Annotated in this window: 25 protein-coding genes and 1 CRISPR repeat array; of the genes, 2 read left to right on the top strand and 23 right to left on the bottom strand. The window is 41.5% G+C overall.

The genetic code is table 11. The features are described from left to right. Positions 1-45 precede the first annotated feature (45 nt). Positions 46-643: a CRISPR direct-repeat array (repeat unit 25 nt; unit sequence CTTTCAATCCTCTTTGCATTGAGAC). 342 nt (positions 644-985) lie between these two features. The 9 genes from D6D85_RS11445 to D6D85_RS11410 all read right to left on the bottom strand — a co-directional run bounded on the left by D6D85_RS11445 (position 986) and on the right by D6D85_RS11410 (position 7,181). Then, on the bottom strand, positions 986-1,432 hold the full coding sequence (locus D6D85_RS11445) for a hypothetical protein (RefSeq protein WP_125672171.1): 447 nt from the start codon (positions 1,430-1,432) through the stop codon (positions 986-988). A 109-nt stretch (positions 1,433-1,541) separates the two neighbouring features. Beyond that, positions 1,542-1,679, bottom strand: coding sequence for a hypothetical protein (locus D6D85_RS16440; RefSeq protein WP_161969844.1), 138 nt, complete (start codon positions 1,677-1,679; stop codon positions 1,542-1,544). A 9-nt stretch (positions 1,680-1,688) separates the two neighbouring features. Further along, positions 1,689-2,186 carry a hypothetical protein gene (locus tag D6D85_RS11440; protein ID WP_125672170.1) on the bottom strand — a complete coding sequence of 166 codons (498 nt, stop codon included), beginning with the start codon at positions 2,184-2,186 and terminating at the stop codon, positions 1,689-1,691. Positions 2,187-2,482: 296 nt separating this feature from the next. Beyond that, positions 2,483-2,755 carry a hypothetical protein gene (locus tag D6D85_RS11435; protein WP_125672169.1) on the bottom strand — a complete coding sequence of 91 codons (273 nt, stop codon included), beginning with the start codon at positions 2,753-2,755 and terminating at the stop codon, positions 2,483-2,485. After that, complete coding sequence (locus D6D85_RS11430) at positions 2,748-3,527, bottom strand: hypothetical protein (RefSeq protein ID WP_125672168.1); 780 nt, start codon at positions 3,525-3,527, stop codon at positions 2,748-2,750. The genes D6D85_RS11435 and D6D85_RS11430 overlap by 8 nt, the downstream gene beginning before the upstream one ends. A 4-nt stretch (positions 3,528-3,531) precedes the next feature. Further along, the gene (locus D6D85_RS11425; RefSeq protein WP_125672167.1) at positions 3,532-6,132 is read right to left on the bottom strand and encodes a hypothetical protein; all 2,601 of its coding nucleotides are present in this window, start codon (positions 6,130-6,132) and stop codon (positions 3,532-3,534) included. After that, on the bottom strand, positions 6,101-6,301 hold the full coding sequence (locus D6D85_RS11420) for a hypothetical protein (protein WP_125672166.1): 201 nt from the start codon (positions 6,299-6,301) through the stop codon (positions 6,101-6,103). The genes D6D85_RS11425 and D6D85_RS11420 overlap by 32 nt, the downstream gene beginning before the upstream one ends. A gap of 49 nt (positions 6,302-6,350) precedes the next feature. Next, positions 6,351-6,791 (bottom strand): hypothetical protein, encoded by a 441-nt coding sequence (locus tag D6D85_RS11415; protein ID WP_125672165.1) that lies wholly within the window; start codon positions 6,789-6,791, stop codon positions 6,351-6,353. Positions 6,792-6,824: 33 nt separating this feature from the next. Beyond that, positions 6,825-7,181, bottom strand: a complete 357-nt coding sequence (locus D6D85_RS11410; protein ID WP_125672164.1) for a hypothetical protein — start codon at positions 7,179-7,181, stop codon at positions 6,825-6,827. 97 nt (positions 7,182-7,278) lie between these two features. On the opposite strand from D6D85_RS11410, the gene D6D85_RS11405 reads away from it, so the two are divergent. After that, a complete protein-coding gene (locus tag D6D85_RS11405) occupies positions 7,279-7,536 on the top strand; it encodes a hypothetical protein (RefSeq protein WP_125672163.1) in 258 nt (85 codons plus the stop codon). Here the strand turns inward: D6D85_RS11405 and D6D85_RS11400 are convergent. Beyond that, positions 7,529-7,834, bottom strand: coding sequence for a hypothetical protein (locus D6D85_RS11400; RefSeq protein ID WP_125672162.1), 306 nt, complete (start codon positions 7,832-7,834; stop codon positions 7,529-7,531). The genes D6D85_RS11405 and D6D85_RS11400 overlap by 8 nt on opposite strands. Before the next feature lie 41 nt (positions 7,835-7,875). Between D6D85_RS11400 and D6D85_RS11395 the strand changes: the two genes are divergently transcribed. Then, positions 7,876-8,166, top strand: a complete 291-nt coding sequence (locus tag D6D85_RS11395) for a hypothetical protein (RefSeq protein WP_125672161.1) — start codon at positions 7,876-7,878, stop codon at positions 8,164-8,166. 7 nt (positions 8,167-8,173) lie between these two features. Here D6D85_RS11395 and D6D85_RS11390 read toward each other — a convergent pair whose 3' ends face one another. The 13 genes from D6D85_RS11390 to D6D85_RS11335 form a co-directional block, all read right to left on the bottom strand. Further along, positions 8,174-8,464, bottom strand: coding sequence for a glutaredoxin domain-containing protein (locus tag D6D85_RS11390; protein WP_125672160.1), 291 nt, complete (start codon positions 8,462-8,464; stop codon positions 8,174-8,176). After that, positions 8,461-8,712, bottom strand: a complete 252-nt coding sequence (locus D6D85_RS11385; protein WP_125672159.1) for a hypothetical protein — start codon at positions 8,710-8,712, stop codon at positions 8,461-8,463. The genes D6D85_RS11390 and D6D85_RS11385 overlap by 4 nt, the downstream gene beginning before the upstream one ends. Continuing rightward, positions 8,696-8,935, bottom strand: coding sequence for a hypothetical protein (locus D6D85_RS11380; RefSeq protein ID WP_125672158.1), 240 nt, complete (start codon positions 8,933-8,935; stop codon positions 8,696-8,698). Before D6D85_RS11380 ends, D6D85_RS11385 begins: the two co-directional genes overlap by 17 nt. After that, on the bottom strand, positions 8,935-9,123 hold the full coding sequence (locus D6D85_RS11375; RefSeq protein WP_125672157.1) for a hypothetical protein: 189 nt from the start codon (positions 9,121-9,123) through the stop codon (positions 8,935-8,937). Before D6D85_RS11375 ends, D6D85_RS11380 begins: the two co-directional genes overlap by 1 nt. Before the next feature lie 33 nt (positions 9,124-9,156). After that, positions 9,157-9,435 carry a hypothetical protein gene (locus D6D85_RS11370; protein ID WP_125672156.1) on the bottom strand — a complete coding sequence of 93 codons (279 nt, stop codon included), beginning with the start codon at positions 9,433-9,435 and terminating at the stop codon, positions 9,157-9,159. Beyond that, positions 9,432-9,872, bottom strand: coding sequence for a hypothetical protein (locus D6D85_RS11365; protein WP_125672155.1), 441 nt, complete (start codon positions 9,870-9,872; stop codon positions 9,432-9,434). The genes D6D85_RS11370 and D6D85_RS11365 overlap by 4 nt, the downstream gene beginning before the upstream one ends. Continuing rightward, positions 9,872-10,036: a hypothetical protein gene (locus tag D6D85_RS16435; protein WP_161969843.1), complete on the bottom strand. Its 165-nt coding sequence runs from the start codon at positions 10,034-10,036 to the stop codon at positions 9,872-9,874. The genes D6D85_RS11365 and D6D85_RS16435 overlap by 1 nt, the downstream gene beginning before the upstream one ends. Further along, on the bottom strand, positions 10,036-10,611 hold the full coding sequence (locus D6D85_RS11360) for a carboxypeptidase regulatory-like domain-containing protein (RefSeq protein ID WP_125672154.1): 576 nt from the start codon (positions 10,609-10,611) through the stop codon (positions 10,036-10,038). The genes D6D85_RS16435 and D6D85_RS11360 overlap by 1 nt, the downstream gene beginning before the upstream one ends. A 163-nt stretch (positions 10,612-10,774) precedes the next feature. Beyond that, entirely contained in the window at positions 10,775-11,659 is an 885-nt protein-coding gene (locus D6D85_RS11355; RefSeq protein WP_125672153.1) for a hypothetical protein, read from the bottom strand. Continuing rightward, entirely contained in the window at positions 11,640-12,053 is a 414-nt protein-coding gene (locus tag D6D85_RS11350; protein ID WP_125672152.1) for a hypothetical protein, read from the bottom strand. Before D6D85_RS11350 ends, D6D85_RS11355 begins: the two co-directional genes overlap by 20 nt. A gap of 82 nt (positions 12,054-12,135) precedes the next feature. Beyond that, positions 12,136-13,719, bottom strand: coding sequence for a hypothetical protein (locus D6D85_RS11345; protein WP_125672151.1), 1,584 nt, complete (start codon positions 13,717-13,719; stop codon positions 12,136-12,138). Beyond that, entirely contained in the window at positions 13,716-14,045 is a 330-nt protein-coding gene (locus D6D85_RS11340; RefSeq protein ID WP_125672150.1) for a hypothetical protein, read from the bottom strand. The genes D6D85_RS11345 and D6D85_RS11340 overlap by 4 nt, the downstream gene beginning before the upstream one ends. 12 nt (positions 14,046-14,057) lie before the next feature. Beyond that, on the bottom strand, positions 14,058-14,507 hold the full coding sequence (locus D6D85_RS11335) for a hypothetical protein (protein ID WP_125672149.1): 450 nt from the start codon (positions 14,505-14,507) through the stop codon (positions 14,058-14,060). Between the last annotated feature and the right edge of the window lie 94 nt (positions 14,508-14,601).

The following is a 14,601-nucleotide window of genomic DNA, read 5'->3' as shown; positions in this document are numbered from 1 at the left end:
ATTGAGACATTATGCCCAAGGTTTATGAGGTTAAGCTGCCTGATGCTTTCAATCCTCTTTGCATTGAGACAAGACGGTGAAGTTTGTCTGGGCAGTAAAGGATACACCCCTTTCAATCCTCTTTGCATTGAGACCCATAGGCTCAAACACCTTGGAAGTTTATCCGATAACGCCTTTCAATCCTCTTTGCATTGAGACACCCCTAGCCTCCTCTATCCTCCCAACCCTTCTGGCTATCTCTTTCAATCCTCTTTGCATTGAGACAGAAGCTCGCTGAGAAAGGGGTTCCAATAGTAATAGGTGACTTTCAATCCTCTTTGCATTGAGACTAAATGACTTGGAAAAAAGAGGAATGCATGATCTTGCTCTTTCAATCCTCTTTGCATTGAGACTTGCAGATGATCCTTGACCTAGCATACCTGTTTACAACTTTCAATCCTCTTTGCATTGAGACGATATACTGCCCAGAGTAAAGGAACTGGAGGAAATAGTCTTTCAATCCTCTTTGCATTGAGACTGAAGGAAATTGTGAGGACAAGGGTGGCGAGATGAGGCTTTCAATCCTCTTTGCATTGAGACTCTTATGTAACCCGTGTTGATAAAATAATAGACAGATTGCTTTCAATCCTCTTTGCATTGAGACTGCGACTTCGTTCTCTTTCAATAGCTCAAAGTATGCATCTATGAGTTCTAATGCTCTCTCAAAAGAGCACTTTAGATGATATGCGACATATTTTGCAAGCTCTTCTCTGTCTACGATGAATTTTGGAACTACGCCAGAGTTATCGAACCAGAGTCTGCCTTCTAGACTCGGATCCACATCGACAGTCTCTATTTTTCCTCCTTTCGGTATTTCAACAAATATCTTCTTATTCATCAGATCACCCTCTGAGATTAGAGACCGTCCTAAATAAAAACTTTCACTTTAAAAATTCAGAATAGGCTTAACATTATAAAAGTAATGCTCAACAAAAAGAAAAAAGGTTTAGAGGGAGCTGAGGAGCTTTAAAATAGCGTTTTTGAGCGTTTCGGTGTTATATTCCTTCTTCTTCTCTTTAGCCATTTCTACTAGCTCTTCAAGGCTGAATAGGTTATGATCTACCCCAACATCTCTACCATAGGGATTCCTCACATCTTCAGCCGTGTGGACGGAGATTCCGTGCTCTACTGTGGCATATAGTGTCATGCGGTCATGCTTTATCTCAGCTATGTCTAGCAGTCTTTTTACAAGGTCGTAAAGCTCTGAAAACTTCTCCCTTTCGAGCTTAAATCCGTGTACTGTCTCGTATTCATATTTTCCGTTGTAGTCATCGAGCCAGTGTGTTATGTTCAGGTCTATGCTCTCTAGCTTTCCTTTTTCAAGTTCTCCTACTATATTCCTCAACTCCCCCTCTAACTTGTCTAGAGGGATGGAAATCACTTCCTCGCTCATACTCTCACCCCTTTTATTGACCCCATCAGGGGTCATGAAACAGAGCACCTTGTAAATAAAAACTTTTACTAAGAAAAAGGAAACAACAAAAAAAGAAAAGAGAGGGATGTTATTCCTTCTCAAAATAGCTACATGCTGATAAATCGGGATCTGTAAAGTCCTGATGTAGTTTACAGACCCATGCTTGATATTCACCATGAAAAGCTAAGAATTTGCAGTTTTTACATCTCTTATCATCTTTTTCCATCTTATCACCTTAAGCCTCATTTAGCAATGCATAATCGTGATGCTCTGAATTGTCCATGAGATACTTTATTATTTCATTGTAATGACAAAAATATTCGATTATCTTTACAGCTCTAACCCATGGAATATTAAATTTAGTAGCTATATGATCATAGAGCTTTTCCCATTCCCATCCCTCTAAGTCTATTATATCTTTATAGAACACTAACGTAAACTCTTTTTGCTCTCTCATAAAGTATAAGTGAACTATGAGGTTGTTGTCTCTTATAGTGAAACTATAAGACATTTTACATCCGTATCTTTTTGCTATTCTCTCAAATGCGTCTATATCATGCTTATCTATTAGCAATTTTGATGCGTTTATGCTTATTCTGATAACGTTGTTTTCGTCTATGCTAGCGCTCTCTATTTTTGCGGATGACCCATAGACATATCGCTCTATGCTCTCTTTTATGTTCTCTAAAACCCTATTTAGGCTTATATCTATTTGTTCTTTTTGCTCGCTCATATCATCACCCTTTTTGACTATCCCTCATGCTCTGAAAAGAGCATGAGTTCATCATGAAATTAGCCATGAGATAAATAAAAAGTTTTACGTTATAATTTTGAAAATTTATTTAAGCTTTTCTTTTTTCTCTTTTTCTCAAGATACAATTGTATCTTGAGATTTTTAACATTATTGCACTAATGTAAAAAGGGGGATTATAAAAATGAAATTTTAAAAAAATGAATAAATTTCTCCCCCCTCCTCTCCCTCCCCTCCCAAGCCCCCAAAGCAGGACATCCTAAGCCTTATCGGCTGTCCTATTCTATTTCCTTGAATACCACTCTACCAAGCTCATGCGTAGCTAGTATAATCCTAGCTCTAGGTACTAGGTTCTTTATCCTCAACAGTGCCCTCCTATCACTTTCAGGTAAATAGTTGTTGAACTTGCACTCAACAAGCAGTATCTCATCTCCCTTTAAAGCCACTAGATCAGGAAGTTTGGAGGCTGCCGATCTCACAACAAAGTAGCCTTCCCTCTCAAGCTTCTTTTTAACGTAGTTCTCGAAGTTCCTGCCCTTTATCTTACTCATGCTCTCTGAACTTTATGTGTGATATATAGGTTCCTCCATAAAGATAGGTTCCATATGCATCAAGATCTACTGGAACCCATATGAAATCCTCAGACTTCTCAGTATGTGCTCTTGTTGCGGTTACTGTACGGAGCTCTCTCCCGTCTAAAACTCTCTCCTTAAGCCTGAACAGGTCATATCCAAGAAATACCCTGCCCCACTTGAAGTCATACCCCTTGTACAGCTCAGGTATTATGCACTTTACAGGAACACTATCATCGGATGAGTATCCTCCCTCCATGCACCTCCTGTAAGCCTCATACATCCTTGAAAGGAACTCCTTATCGTCAAACGGTCTCTCCGTTATTATCTTGTGCACCTCTTTAAGCTTGTTTATAACATCATCTACTGAGAAAGATGCTGTCGCTATCTTCTCTACCTCAGGACCCCAGTATATAACCGGTCTCTTTCCCTTGTTGTCTATGTAGTAGAACAGGACTCTCACATCCGGATAGTAAACATGAACCTTAAATCCCTCCTTTTCAAGCCTATCGGCTAAATTATACAGAAATGTTCTAAACTCCTCACCAGTGGGTTCCTCTCCCCTCGGTCTTCTCCTCATCTCAGCCTCAAGCTTCATAAGAGCCTCCCTTATCTTGGCATCATAGTCCTCTTTGTACTCCCTTTCAATAATAGATCCCTTCTGAGTTACGACAATTACCCCGCTCTTGCCATCATCTAACAATATGTGGAAAAGCTTGCCATCCTCAAGCTCAACTATAAGATCTGTCATTCACTCACCCTCCCAGCGATATTATCTCTCTCTGTTTATAAACGTGGTATGTATCTTCCCAAGGATCGTACCACCATATTATGTATCCTGCCCTCGCATACTGTTCCAGCTCCTTCTCTATCTCCTCCTCAAGTTTTTTAATCCTATCCTTTATTGATTTCTCATAAACGTCTTTTCTCATAGGCATATTTTTAGGAAACATATCCATGATGCTTAATGTTTGATATGCCTTAGCAACCCAGCTTCCAAGCTTGGTCTTATGAAATCCAATAGCAACTATAGCAAGCTCTCCTAAATTAATCAGCTCTGAGATCCTTTTTATCTCTTCCTCTATCTTATCCGATACATACCGGAACCTAACAACATCATAGCTATTCATTAATACTATACTCAAATCCTTAGTTTTTCTTTTGTATTTTCCTTCCACCTCATCCCATTCAGCTACCTTTGCTCCAAAACCTCCATTCAGTATTCTTCTCAATGTCAGCCTTTCATCAGTACTATATCCTACTATATCACCAGCTATACCAGCTACCCTACTAAGAGCTATCTCAAATCCCTCCGTTACATCCCTGTGCTCTTTCTGAGTTAGAGCTGCGTAATGATGTGCGAACTCATGTAGTACTGTCTCCACTACCCTAGGTCTATTTAAAAATTTTAAAGAACTTCTTTCTATCATTATCGGCTCTCCGGGGTTTGTGGCTCCCGGAGACTTAAGCCCATCTAAAATTTCAAAGGATTCCTCCATTTCCCAACCCAATTCTGCACATACATGCTTCATTGTCTCAACGGCATAACGGAATACACACCTTTCCTCAAGTGTTAGGTCTTCCTCCGATATCTTTCCCTTTTTCCTTACCTCATAAATCCTCTTTGCCTCTGCCCTTGTTAATGCTTCAGCACTGGGAACAAGTTTAAATAGTCCTTGAAGTCTAGGAGCATATTCTATACTTATTACAGTTTTCTCGATAAAGTGTCTTATTGAGTCCACCATCTTTATGGGTCTTAAAGTGTAGGTCAAACCCCTTTCCTCCATATATCTCCTAGCCTCTTCCTTTACATCATCCTCGGCACTATCCCAGTACAGATTAGACTCAAAATATATGTTTACAGAGCCTCTCTCAACATCTATTATCTTATCAAGCATCTTTCTTACAAGCTCCTTCGGGAATATCTGAGGTATCCGGTAGTATATCTCGTTCCCTGTAAGCGATACTCTATCTCTGTGAAGCTCAACCCACCACAGATCATAGCTGAACAGAGAGCTATCACCAGTTAGCTCACTAATTTCGTTTACAAAGATATCCCTTACCCATAGGAGGTTTGGATAGTCTATAACGATGTTTGGCTCCTCAGGAGATTCAACAACTTTTTCACCCACTTTAAATGACTCCTTTGTCCACTTTATATAGTATGGCACATTGTTCTCCTTAAGGAATGTGAACACCAGCCCTCTTGACGGCATTTCAGCACTATACCCATTTATTATGACCTCAGTTCCTTCTATCGGTTTTTTGTGCTTTCCAATTACAACATGCATTATATTGCGTATATTAACAACTTTATAAACATTCATGTTCCTAGTGAAGAAATATGATGGATACCCTTTTGACAGGAAGAACACAGCAGCCATCTTCATTCCCTCTCCGTAGAACCCTCTCTCCCAAGGAAGCTTATCAGTTCCACCTATCAGGAAGTGCTCAGGCTTTATACCCGGTCCATAATCCACTATGTGGGTTCCAAGCTCATCAACATAGAACTTTATAGGATACTCCATTTTCTCATAAAAACTCTTCCTCTCCTCAGGTGTTACAACCCTATCAATAGCATCAAGTGCGTTCTGTATGTACTCCCTGATAGCAAGCCAGTCGTTCCATATCCTAGCAGCCTTCATCTCCATGTTGCTTGAGAAGAATATATCCCACCTGTCTATGAAGTCCCTAAGCTCAAATGGATCTTCCACGTATATATTATAGTTCTCTGGGAAGGATGTCTTTTCATTCATTAGAAGACCCATATTCATAGACTTATATGTATTTATATCTATACCATACTCTTTCAATATAGCATCAACAGATATGGAGTAAGCATAATTTGGATCTGATTCTTCTAGCCTAAAAAACACTCCAGACTTTATAAGCTTATCAACTAAATCTAGAAGCTCCCTCTTCTTTCTTACAAACTCCCACTCCTCCTTCCCCCTTGTAAACAGGTATGCTAGGTCAAGGATCATCTGCAAATCAGTGAGATCAGCCTTCTCTGCCACTTCTCTGCTGTTTGTGTAATCGCACCTAACCCCAACATCCACCTTCTCCTCGCTCTTTCCCGTTACCGATCCGACACATACCGGTATATTCCTCCTCACCGATGTGCTAAGATCAGCAGGTATAAGCTCCACAATGCCATCAGGTCTTGTGCAGTATATCCCAACCTGTTCAGATCCTTCTGGACACTTTGGATATCCATCACCAGATAAAAAGTTCACGGTATCATCTGCTTTGCACAGAGCATAGCATCTCCTGATTCCATCTACCTTTGAGTCTATGGCTCTTGTGGCAAAGGACTCAAACTGTTCATGAAGTGCCTTCCTGAGCACTTCCTTCAACTTCCTTCACCTCTAATCTAAGCATGTTCACGAAGTCCAGAACAGCCTTCATCTTCTCTGAATCTATATCGACGCACTTTTTCTCAGTGTCCGCTACTAGGCACATCTGTTTTTCGGAGAGCTCAAGCTTTCTCCCATCAGGCAGCTTAACCTCATAAACCTTGGGCATAATCTATATAGGAAGTGGAGAATATAACTTTTTCATGTTTTTGTTTTCTTCACTTAGTCAAGCATCTTATTATGAAGTTGATAAGAGCATCCTCCCATGTATCCCACAGGTTCACCAGATGCTCCTGAAAGTAATAGAAGTCATCCTTTCCTGATAGATTGTATATTTCATGTGCTTGTTCATGTGCCTTATCATACTTCCTTATCACTTCTGGTAAATGAACGTAGATTATCTCCTTGAGCTTATCTTTATCCGTCTCGCATTTGCATGCTGCTGTGAGCACCTCGTTCATGTGCCTGATCATATCCTCGTAGTTATCCAGATATCCTGCGGGCTTTACCTTCTTTCCATAAGTTCGGATTCTCTCGTATTCTGCATGTTTTAATATCTGCGTTGCCTCCTCATCAGGTTTAAATACCTCCGGTACTGTTGCACACTCATCTCCTTTAAGTGTCCCAAGCTTCTCAAGCACCTTCACATATGCTGGCATATTAGATTATGGGATTCCTGAAATATAACTTTTTCATGTTTTTGTTTCTGTTTCCTCCTCAGGTACCCACTTACAACCGCACCTCTCAGAAAGCTTCTTTCCTATATCGGAATTAATTTTATTTATAAATCTATACATTTGATCTACTGAAGGATAGTACTCCTCGTCAGCTATTTCACCTCTCTCCTTTGCATGTCTAGCCTCCTCATCAATAAGTGCTACTTCTCCATATACACAACTTAGACCATCGAGCAAACTTTTTATATCACATATGCGTGTTGCTTGTTCAACAACTCCCAGACACTGTTTTATAATGTTTAACCTTCTACCCAGATAAGGAAGCTTTTTAACTATCACAGGAGGGATCATTTCTTCCTCTACTTCCGTCATATAATCACCTACTAAATTAGTAGAGGGTAGAATATAATCATTTTCACATTTTTGTTTCCATACTGTGTTTAAATATTTCCCTCCTCTACTACTCATGATGAGCGAGACCAGAATAAAGGCACTTGAGAAGAGAGTGGACAAACTGGAAAAAATGGTTGATAAGATAGAGAAGACACTTGAGGAAGCTGTTATAACTCCTCCAGCCAACATAGTTTACAGGGAGGATGACTATGTCATAGTGAAAAGCACCGATCTGTTCGGAGGCTACATAGTAGTTACCCCTGAGGGAAAGCAGTATCCCTATGCTGATCTAAAGAGAGCCATGCAAGTGCTCAAAATGCTAAAGTCTAAGTAGAATCCTCAGTTTCCACAACCCTCTTGAAGTACTCCCTAACCTTTGGTATCATGAAGACATAACCTACCTTGCCCTCGTACTCAGCTGGCTTGCATTCCACCTCAAGATCCATCATCTCCTTTAGTTTCTTCTTTAGATAGCTCGCTGTTTTTCTATTCATGTCAGGAATGAATACATCGTAGCCTTCGGTCAGCAGGTAGATTATCTCGTCATACGGTATCCTCTTTCTGGTTAAGATCCTTATATAGTCCTTAACAGGAACCGGCTTGTACATACAGACCACCAGACTTCCAGACATATATCCTTAGCTTTATATAAAACTTATCTCCTGCATGTCATATGGCAGACCCTAAAAAGAAAGTAGTTACCGTATCAGGTCTTGGTGAGACTAGGGGTAGGGTAGCCCATGCTGCCATATACGGATACAGAGTAAGGCTGTACGCAAAGCCATCTCTCGGAAAGGCAGTGCTCAGGAAGTCAGGTGTACACAGAAGGAGCGAGAAAGTGCTTAGAATAAACGAGAAGGTTGCTGCATACAAGCCAGCATCCAAATGTGCAGGCAAGCCTTGGGACGAGTTTGTCAAGTGCCTCAGAAAGGAGATGAAAGCAGCAGTTGGAGCAGGAGCCTAAGGGCTACCTACCCTTCCTTTCTATCTTTTTTTAGATCGCAGTAAACGGCTATATTATCTCCCTCTTGTTTTACCTCGCACTTTCTCAGTTCACCCTTTATCACAGCGAATAGCTCAGGAACAGCCTTAATGCCAAGCTTATCAGCAAGCTCAGCTCCTTTTCCTTCACTTGCATCCACAACCTCTATTATGCCCTGTTCTATCTCCTCCTTGAATATCTCCTTCATTGTGGCACAGTGAGGGCATCCCGGAGTTGTGAACAGGATGAACTTCTCAGGTTTCTCCTCTTCCTCCGTCATTTAACCACCTCCAGAAAGCAGTAAACAACATCGGTGTCTGGACGCCAGTAGAATCCCTTAAGACGCATATCAAGTTCTTTAGCTATTACTTCTACCTGCCTCAAATCCACAGATGAAAAAGTAGGTGAGTAGAATGCAAATTCAAGCTCATTCCCAAACCAGCTGTATTTGTAGTCTACGTAGCCAATTCTCTTTTTAAATAACCTCCTAAATTCCTCAGCCACACTCTGCTTATCTATTTCCTCCATTACTGACCACCTTCTCAATCCATTTCACAACACTATGAATCACCAGCACAAGCACGCCTATGATGAAGAACTCTATGCCCTCCAGCATAAATATTAATTCTGTGATCCTGCCCTCGGTCATAAAAGCATATCCGGATATGCAGAACAGAGCAAAACCGCCTATAACACATGCTATACCGCAGAGAAATAGTATATTCAGCACATCATCTGCTTCATCCTTCATTAAACCACCTTGAAGAATGCACCCTCCTTCTTTATAAACCCTGCTATCTCAAGCTCACGCACTATCTGCCTAGCCCTCTCCCTACCGACAGGAACTACCTCCATCACTATGTCTATAAGATCCTTCCTTGTTTTGCCATCCCCCACTCTATCCAGTATCTTTTTTATATCATCCTTGGTTACGGGCATAATACCACCTGATAATTTTTGTTTTCTTCATATTTAAGCTTTAGTTCTCACTTCCACAACCCACACATATTTAGGATCTTCCCCAATTATCCTTCTGTAATCTAGAACCCATTTTAAAGGACTGTCATACCCAGATAAAAAGTAGAACGAAGCTATTGCCCTAGAAGATAACTTTTCAAAGTGATGAACGTAACCAACATACCTAGATCCATCAACTGCTATATCCACCTTTTTTGATGGTGGAGGTGAGTCCGATAGTATAGCTATATAGCTCCTTATCTTAGGGGGTACAAGTATCCTGCTCTCCCTCATCTAATTTTCTTTATCAGGAACCAAGCTATAAATACTGCTATCACTATTCCCGCTATCTTCCATAATATGTCCCAGCTGAAGGATGGAAAAGGTATGGATGGAACAGGAGCATATGTAACGGCAAAGGATCTTGTAGTCTCAGCAGGATTGCAGAACCAATCGCCTTCATACCTGAACTTTATGTTGTGGAATCCCGGATTCAATGAGCCATCCACCATCACCTCAAAGTACCCATTTGCATCAGTCATCACCTTATCGTAGTAGGAGCCGTCTATATACACATTTATAACAGCTGACTGCATAGGGGACTCTACCAGAGGAAATCCAGCCGGATGGTACATCAGCTTGCCTGAGAACTTACCCTTTGTACCAACCTGTATGTAGGCAGGACCTGTCAGATCCTTGAAGTATGTCGGATTTATGCCAAGCTCCCCCATCATCTCCTCCTCAGCTCCCACAGATACAGAGCAGAAGCTGTACCAAGTGCAGCTGCTACTGCATACAGCAGTGATTTGGTAAGATCCTTGCTCTCAGCTAAACCCACAAAGAAAGCAGCTCCTGCATTTGCAATCGCAACAGGAGCAATAGTCCTTATATCCATTATATCATCCCCCTAGTAACAGCCTTTCTTCCCAGTTCTTCAACCTTCCTTCCTGCTTTCTCAAACCATCCCTTCTTGTATGCATAGTATCCTCCAAGACCTACAACAGCCAGCCCAGCTATTATAAGGGCTGTGTTTGTTACTTGCTCCGCTGTCGGGAGCAAAGGCGGATATGAAGGTGTAGGAGCTGGTGTGGGAGTTGGTGTTGGGGTTGGATACGTTGGTGGTTGAGGAGGTGTATATACCTGAACATCCTGCTGATATACTGCCCGATCAAAAGGCCAGCCGTATGTCCATGAACCCGGAAACTCAATCTTTATGGTATGAATTCCCGGTTGAAGCTTGCTTCCATCTATTAGAAAGCTGAAGCTACCATCTCCAGCAGTATATGCTGTAGCAACTCTGCTCCCATCTATGTAAAGCCTTATCTCACAGCCGGGAAGAGGTCCATACTGAAATGGAGGTTTTCCGTATAGAGATCCGCTTATGCTTTTTACCTCATTGGTTGCTATTCTAGTAGGTACACTCAAATCCTTAAACTCAGCTGGAAATCCCGGTTCCAAACTAGCCTGCATATGAAGATGAGATGCTACTGAGATATAATCTTTTCATGTTTTTGTTTTTATTCCTGTCTTAATTTACATCCGCACTTTTCAGACAATATATTGGCTATCTCAGAATATGCTTTTCCTACATCCTCTCTGACTTTTTCCTTGGCGGAGAGCCATTCATCTTTTGTTATTCTTCCTTCACCTCGTTAATAAACGTTCCCAGAGGACACCTTATCTGAGTCTCCTTTGGGGATTCAAGCTTTACCTTTCCCGCTATAAGCTTTGCTAGATGGGACTCAGGATCTATAGCTGCACTTAGTGATGATACTGGCACGAGGTAGAGGAAGTACTGAGCACATATCTTTATGTTGGCCTGATCCCAAGCTACCTCGAACTTCCATCCCTCTGGGAACGGCACTGGTGTTGCAGGCCTGAACTGCTCCTGATAAAACCCACCCGGTGAGATAAGGAATGTTAGAAGATACCAAAGTGTTCCTGATGGATTCTCTATCTCAAGTGTTGGATTTGATAGTGCTCCTGTCGATGATACCTGAGCTGCCAGATAGCCTGACACAAGATAGGCAACATATCCTGTTGGAACTGTGTATATGACCCGATAGCCTGCACCTGTTGTTGTTGTAACATACTTTGCATCGACAAGCTGACCTGATTTCACAAGCTGATCGACAAGATCCGTCCTGTGGAAATAGCCTCCCTGTCCAACTATGTTCACATTAATGCTCTGAGCTGCTATGTTCACGGCTACATTACCTGCTGATTGAGCTGCTATGTCAACCTTTAGATTCCCAACACTCTGGCTTTTTATATCAACCCCTAGATTCCCCACTGATTGAGACTTGATGTCGACAGCCAGAGTGGCTAGGCTCTGAGCTGAGATGTCGATCTTCAAAGGAATGGGATTCCCTGATGCATCAACTGCATTTGTTATCTTCACATCAATTGATTGACCCGATATGTTCACATTGGCAGTTCCACTTACAGCTACGCTCAGCGTTACCTCTGATGCTATTATGCTGACCTGAGCTGCAAAATCAGGTACCTCGTATGCCAAACTTGCTCACCAGCTTTATCAGGAAGTTGGCAGCTTTATTAATCAAGCTGTAGTTAGGCATCTCCTCAGCGTATCCTGTTGTCAGATAAATGTAGAACGTATGATTATACTTTGTCGCATTGCTGTATGCCTTTATCCTAAGCTTATTCTGTCTCTTATCAGGAAATACGAAGTCCACTGGCACGGTCAATGTCTGTCCATCACCTTTTATGTAAGTATTATCCTTTTTTGGAGCTATCCACTCCGATCCATATAGAGATGCAATACCACATCTGCACTGATGGCCTGAAGGTATTAACATCTTAAGCTCCTTTATCACGTTTCCCTCAAACTCGAACTCAAAATCCTTCTTCTCTCCTGGAGATAATTCAACATCTATCGTGTAGAAGGGCATATAACCACCTCATTGCACAATATGGATTGTAGAAGGGCATATAACCACCTCATTGCACAATATGGATTGTAGTGCGACACCTCTAAGCTTTTCCATATGCATCCACTGTCACTGTTACACTTGTTGATGGTAGGTTTGTTTTTCCATATATATTTAGCCTAACAATATCTTTGCCCTGTGTTATTAATGACATTATATCATCATCCGTGAGCCATAATGACCCCACTGCTGTAGCTGACTTCTCAACATATGCTGTTGTTCCATCCCTATAGACAGCTTCAACCTTCACTGTCACGGTTTCTCCTGTGCCAAATGTCCCTCCCCAAGTTATTTTTACTCTGGGATAAGATATTATTCCACTAAGACTTGTGATAGATGTTGCCGAACCATAGCTACCACTAGTACCAATTGACACGCCTAAGCCTGTAGATTTAAAGTTCTCGGTACTATAACCAACAACATTTTTTATCACAATACCACCAGCGGGGGCACCCGGAGCACTAAAGGGATCAGTAGCACTTATTTTACCGCCTATGATTAATCCTTCAGTTGCCTTGTCTGCAGGGTCAAATGAAATGCCGTGGGCAACATTGCTAATTATGAGGTTCAAAAACTGAAAAAGGGTACTGTTTTTTTTGCCTGATGACCAGATTCCATACGAGTCCGGAGTGCCAGTACCATATATTTTTATGTTATGAAAAGTTACTCCTATATAAATACCTCCTATTCCTGTTCTGTAGCCCTTTATTGTAACATTAGAAATTACTGTTCTTGCCTCTATGTCTTGATTCTCATAATCTATTCCCATTGGTATACCAGTGGTCGCCTGTTTCCCATCAGAATCTATCAACCCGTTTGTAATGTAGGCGTCGTAACCACCAAAACCACCACCTGCACCGACATTGCCTATTGACCTAAACCCAAAGATGTCCACACCAAAACAGTTCTGTAAATGAAAGCCAAAACTTCCCGATGGACCGCCCGGAGCTCCACCTGTTGCAGGGTCTCCGTTGTATAGGGAATCAACATTTACCATTTTCAACCCTTTGATGTTGTGCAGCCAGTACCCTGAGTTTTTGCAGTTCTGTACAGTCGTATTTACAAATATTATGTCCTCGTAGTAAACAGTTGTATCTGATGGGTCTCTAGTAAGAGCTTCAAAGAAGAAACCACTAGTATTGGCTAAATCTGTTTGGTTATCCCTATTTCCGTCTATTATGCCGCCTATTATTTCAACATGGCTCGTACTGTTTGGTACGCCAACGATAACGTGCTTGTTTACTCCATTCCCAAGGATTAATTTGGCGTCAGATAAGTCTAGCACTAAATATGGAACTAGGTTAAGCGATGTTGAGAGCGTGAATTCTCCCTTTATGACAACCTTCTCTTTCCATGTTCTGTTTGGAGTTAAAGCATTTATCGCATTCTGTATCACCGTGCTTGCATCATCACCGAAGAAATCTATCTTTCCTGTTTTTCCGTTCTTTGCATAGACTATCCCATGCTCATCCTTGAAAATGATGTAGGAAGCAGGAAGATTCCCAGTTGCTGGGATAAGCTTATCCTGAAAGGGAAGGTAGATAGATCCATCTACAACTGGATAAAGGCCCTTGCTCTTATCAAACTTATCAACAAGCCTGATATACTCGTTTTCAGGCTGGCTCATTCCTCCACCTCAAATATAAGGTGGAGATTCCTAGCTGTAGTTGTGTTTGCATTTGTAACAACAGCCTCAACATACTCCCCTGATGCAACATCGATATCACAATCCAAAGAAAGAGGAAGGTTCATTGCTATAAGTTTATTTTCTCTAGGAAACACCTGCTCAGCTCCCAGCTTAAGGTAGAAGGTCAGCTCATTGAAAGTTGATGTGTCAGATATGTAGGTTATCCTCTTTATTTTCCCCTTCTGCCCTGGAGCTGGAGTGTAGGTTTTTGATGTAGATGTGGTACCTGCAGCTACATTTATCGTATAAGCATGAACATTCACCAAGTTAAATCACCCTTAGAATTTGAATATCAGCCTAAGATCACAATCTCCACCAACAGATCCTGCAGCACCTGCTGTTGTCACGTTAAACCTTGCTCTAACCTCATGTCCTGCTATTAAGCTACCTATTATGTTTGATGTCCTTGACCTGTAGCTTGTAGCTGATAGAGTGATCGATGCTATCACAGCTCCTGATGTAGCATCATACAGCTCTATCGCAACAGTTCCACCTGTTAATTGAAGAAGTGATGCCTCAAAGTATGCTTCCCTGCAGTTCGCTATGAATGAAGGAATAACATAGTTTCCTGTCTCAGCCTTAACTCCTGTTGAATCAGTTGCCAATCCCTTTGGGAAATAGCCAAGAAATGGTGAAATCTCTAGAAGTATGTCCTCCTGAAGTAGCTCCTTTAACTGAGTTAACTCTTTAGTCCTACCCTCTTTGGTGTAGGTCAGAAGGAAGCTCATGTTAACACCAGTATCAGCTCAACATCAATTGCTGATGCTGTGGTGTTCTCAATTGATATGTCAGCCACTGTCCCCTTCTCCACATGCCTCTTTA

Origin of the sequence: Candidatus Methanodesulfokora washburnensis, from assembly GCF_003947435.1 — an archaeon.
In the GTDB taxonomy this organism is placed as follows: Archaea; Korarchaeota; Korarchaeia; order Korarchaeales; family Korarchaeaceae; genus Methanodesulfokora; species Methanodesulfokora washburnensis.
The sequence above is the reverse complement of the archived record's forward strand: the minus strand, read 5'-3'. Positions and strand labels throughout refer to the sequence as shown.

Bases quoted from the DNA above. Each gene is read 5' to 3' on its own strand.
- D6D85_RS11445 (WP_125672171.1), bottom strand. From the start codon at position 1,432: ATGAGCGAGGAAGTGATTTCCATCCCTCTAGACAAGTTAGAGGGGGAG.
- D6D85_RS16440 (WP_161969844.1), bottom strand. From the start codon at position 1,679: ATGGAAAAAGATGATAAGAGATGTAAAAACTGCAAATTCTTAGCTTTT.
- D6D85_RS11440 (WP_125672170.1), bottom strand. From the start codon at position 2,186: ATGAGCGAGCAAAAAGAACAAATAGATATAAGCCTAAATAGGGTTTTA.
- D6D85_RS11435 (WP_125672169.1), bottom strand. From the start codon at position 2,755: ATGAGTAAGATAAAGGGCAGGAACTTCGAGAACTACGTTAAAAAGAAG.
- D6D85_RS11430 (WP_125672168.1), bottom strand. From the start codon at position 3,527: ATGACAGATCTTATAGTTGAGCTTGAGGATGGCAAGCTTTTCCACATA.
- D6D85_RS11420 (WP_125672166.1), bottom strand. From the start codon at position 6,301: ATGCCCAAGGTTTATGAGGTTAAGCTGCCTGATGGGAGAAAGCTTGAG.
- D6D85_RS11415 (WP_125672165.1), bottom strand. From the start codon at position 6,791: ATGCCAGCATATGTGAAGGTGCTTGAGAAGCTTGGGACACTTAAAGGA.
- D6D85_RS11410 (WP_125672164.1), bottom strand. From the start codon at position 7,181: ATGACGGAAGTAGAGGAAGAAATGATCCCTCCTGTGATAGTTAAAAAG.
- D6D85_RS11405 (WP_125672163.1), top strand. From the start codon at position 7,279: ATGAGCGAGACCAGAATAAAGGCACTTGAGAAGAGAGTGGACAAACTG.
- D6D85_RS11400 (WP_125672162.1), bottom strand. From the start codon at position 7,834: ATGTCTGGAAGTCTGGTGGTCTGTATGTACAAGCCGGTTCCTGTTAAG.
- D6D85_RS11395 (WP_125672161.1), top strand. From the start codon at position 7,876: ATGGCAGACCCTAAAAAGAAAGTAGTTACCGTATCAGGTCTTGGTGAG.
- D6D85_RS11390 (WP_125672160.1), bottom strand. From the start codon at position 8,464: ATGACGGAGGAAGAGGAGAAACCTGAGAAGTTCATCCTGTTCACAACT.
- D6D85_RS11385 (WP_125672159.1), bottom strand. From the start codon at position 8,712: ATGGAGGAAATAGATAAGCAGAGTGTGGCTGAGGAATTTAGGAGGTTA.
- D6D85_RS11380 (WP_125672158.1), bottom strand. From the start codon at position 8,935: ATGAAGGATGAAGCAGATGATGTGCTGAATATACTATTTCTCTGCGGT.
- D6D85_RS11375 (WP_125672157.1), bottom strand. From the start codon at position 9,123: ATGCCCGTAACCAAGGATGATATAAAAAAGATACTGGATAGAGTGGGG.
- D6D85_RS11370 (WP_125672156.1), bottom strand. From the start codon at position 9,435: ATGAGGGAGAGCAGGATACTTGTACCCCCTAAGATAAGGAGCTATATA.
- D6D85_RS11365 (WP_125672155.1), bottom strand. From the start codon at position 9,872: ATGGGGGAGCTTGGCATAAATCCGACATACTTCAAGGATCTGACAGGT.
- D6D85_RS16435 (WP_161969843.1), bottom strand. From the start codon at position 10,036: ATGGATATAAGGACTATTGCTCCTGTTGCGATTGCAAATGCAGGAGCT.
- D6D85_RS11360 (WP_125672154.1), bottom strand. From the start codon at position 10,611: ATGCAGGCTAGTTTGGAACCGGGATTTCCAGCTGAGTTTAAGGATTTG.
- D6D85_RS11350 (WP_125672152.1), bottom strand. From the start codon at position 12,053: ATGCCCTTCTACACGATAGATGTTGAATTATCTCCAGGAGAGAAGAAG.
- D6D85_RS11345 (WP_125672151.1), bottom strand. From the start codon at position 13,719: ATGAGCCAGCCTGAAAACGAGTATATCAGGCTTGTTGATAAGTTTGAT.
- D6D85_RS11335 (WP_125672149.1), bottom strand. From the start codon at position 14,507: ATGAGCTTCCTTCTGACCTACACCAAAGAGGGTAGGACTAAAGAGTTA.